The organism is Microcoleus sp. Pol12B4, from assembly GCF_036701385.1.
Lineage (GTDB): Bacteria > Cyanobacteriota > Cyanobacteriia > Cyanobacteriales > Microcoleaceae > Microcoleus.
In genome coordinates this window covers 1-2,774 of record NZ_JAUBQR010000390.1, presented here as the reverse complement: position 1 = coordinate 2,774, position 2,774 = coordinate 1, and the positions used below count along the sequence as shown (strand labels likewise).

At 46.0% G+C, this 2,774-nt stretch carries 2 protein-coding genes; one reads left to right on the top strand and one right to left on the bottom strand.

The features are described from left to right. A partial coding sequence (locus tag QUA38_RS28395) for a fatty acid desaturase (protein WP_333167764.1) occupies positions 1–932 on the top strand: 932 nt, incomplete at its 5' end. 116 nt (positions 933–1,048) lie between these two features. Here the strand turns inward: QUA38_RS28395 and QUA38_RS28390 are convergent. Continuing rightward, positions 1,049–2,774: lipoxygenase family protein (locus QUA38_RS28390; protein WP_333167762.1), on the bottom strand; the 1,726-nt coding region annotated here is incomplete at its 5' end.

The following is a 2,774-nucleotide window of genomic DNA, read 5'->3' as shown; positions in this document are numbered from 1 at the left end:
ATCGCTGGCCCGTCTATCTTTTAGGGCTTTACTTACCTTTAGCCGTCATCATGGGCAATAGTATTATAGTTTTGCTATTTAGCTCCCACGATTTGATGCACGGTAGCGTTCATAAAAAGTCGCGCTTCACTTATCCGATCGCCTTTTTGGGACTAAGTATGCTGTTTATGCCGCCTACTCAGTGGAAAAATCTGCACAATCTCGTACATCACAATAACACGAACTCTGTGGCAGACCCCGATCGCAACTATCTCTACCAGCAACCAGATACTTGGGGAAAATGGATTCAAAATCTGTTTGTCCCGTCGGTGGAAGTCAATCCGGTGTGGTTAATTGTAGGGATGGCCGGTTCGTGGTTAGTGCATAATTTCCGCAATCTCACCTCGGTACTGTTATTTAACGATAAATCTGTCGATTACGTACCGGCTCCCTTTACAGTTAGTCCTAAAGATAGATTGACAATCGCATTTGAATGTCTGGGAATTTTAGGAATTCATGGCAGCATTTTGTTCTACCTAAATTTTCATCCGCTCAAAATCGCTCTTGCGTACTTTTTGCCGATCGCAATTGGTCATGCAGGCGCAATGTTTTACATCTATACCAATCACATGGGGTGCCGGATGACCAGCATTAATGACCCCCTGATCAACAGTGCTTCAGTGCGGGTTCCTAAAATATTTGACCGGCTGCACTTGAATTTTTCTTACCACACAGAGCATCATATTTTCCCCAGCATCAACTCAAACTATTATCCGATGGTGCAAGAGTTGTTGCAAATTCACTATCCCGATCGCCTGAATTTAATCGATGCTGGTGAAGCTTGGCGGTTGCTGATGCAAACACCCCGGCATTATCAAGATGAAGTCACCTTCACCGATTCGTCTGGTACAATGTCCGTGAATTGCGCGATCGCTGAACAATACAAAAGCTGAGAATGTGCAGGGGTTCTTACATCTTCTACGATGCTTAACAACAGGCAAGAAAGCCTGTTCCACAAATAATGAATTTTCTTGTGGGTGGGCGAAACACCCGCCCCACAAATATACTCCTACATACTGATGCTATTTAGTACCAACGAAGGCTTGAGAGCCAAATAAGGGATGACTCGTTTTTGATTGTTGGCATCAATCTTCTGTTCTGCCATATTCAAATTTTGCTGAAACTGTCTGGCTAAAAGTTGGATCGGCGTTCCCGCAAAAACTTCGTCGAAACTCATCCGGTAGAGTTCTCGGAAAGATTTATCGTAATAACCCAAACGGTCATATCGATAAGCTGACAAAATAAACAGAATTTGCAGTTGGTCAGCCGCTCGTTTGTACGGAGGAAGCAACCGTAAAATGTCCTTTTCCGTAATCAATTCTAGATTACCCGAAGCAGTAATTCTAGGAATGTCCCGGTAGGCTGCCAAGGGCATATTGGCGGCAAAACTCATGTAGTCATACTGGGGAAAATTGATGGCTGAATGCTGGGGCCCACAGGTAAAAATTATAGTTGTTACAATTTGAATTAATTGTTCAACTGTGTTGATGCGCTCTGGCATTCCTTTGAATTTACCGCCACTATCTGAGGCTAATTCTTGGGCCCAGGTTTGCAGTTCCACATCTTGTAGGATCGCGATCTCCGCCGGGTAAAAGAATTTCAGATAGCCCGATACAAAGGTTTCAATCGCATTCCACAGCAGCAATCCATCATCTCGGTAAGGATAGTGAGGCAGTTGATTGGGGTCATCCATTCCCCGATTTTTCAGTTCAGCGGGTAAGGCAAATTCATCAAGACTCCACGTACTGCACGCCTCTCTAGTCAGTTCCATTGTCTCAGCCAAGGTGCCACCTAGCAATTCATCGACGGGCCCGCCGGGAGCTATCAAGTGAGAACGCGCCAGATCGTTGTTGGTCAACATAAAGCGAAAGTGCGGTTTCAGCAGCAGGCTCAGCGGGTGATTTTTAGCCAACTGTCGGGCGGTGACGATCGCGATTGGTTCCATCACCAGATGAGTTCTACCTAAATGCGAGTTCATTTCATGGTGATTGGCATCTGCTACTTGTACGCAGAGTTTTGCAAACAGCCAATCGACAGGAGGATCGAATGGGGTGTAGACATGGCTATCTGGGCTGGGATCTAGTTGAATGGCAATAGGTGTCATTTCACCGCGATCGCGGACTCCCGTCCACCGCCAAGCGAAAAAAGCCCGTGGTTTCGGCAAGTATTTTCTGCCTTTTTCATAGGTTCCTCCTCCAACGAGAGCCGGCGCGCGATAGTGTTCGTCAGTACCTGTGTAATCGGCAATGTAAATGTTTTTGTCCTGCAACTCTTGGTGCAGATCGAATAATGGGTGCAAACTGGAAAGACCCCTCAGTGTTTCTGCCCGAGGATCGCTCGCATCTAAGAGGCGAAGCACCATCGGATTTGCTCCAGACAGGCGCTGTTCTGCAAAAGAGCGATCGGTTTGGTAAATTTTGGCAACTCCAGGTAGCGGCAGCCAAGTAAAGAAGTCTTCATAGTCTTGGAGTTCGTCGAGAGGATCGAGAAAAGTTCTCGAATCGGCTGCCAGCATATTTGCTGGAAGTTCCGAAGTTGCTAATATCCGTTCTGCAAGATACTTGCTCGAAAAGTTCTCCACTGCAGGCACCTCTTTCAATAATGCCAAAGGTGATAAACTCTCATAGTCAAACTGATAAGCTTGTTGCTGACGATTCAAGGAATCTTTGCGCTGTTCTGGGTTCGGGTCGTCTTGAGGAAGAGAAGGTTTCATATTGTCTACCATTGTATAAATC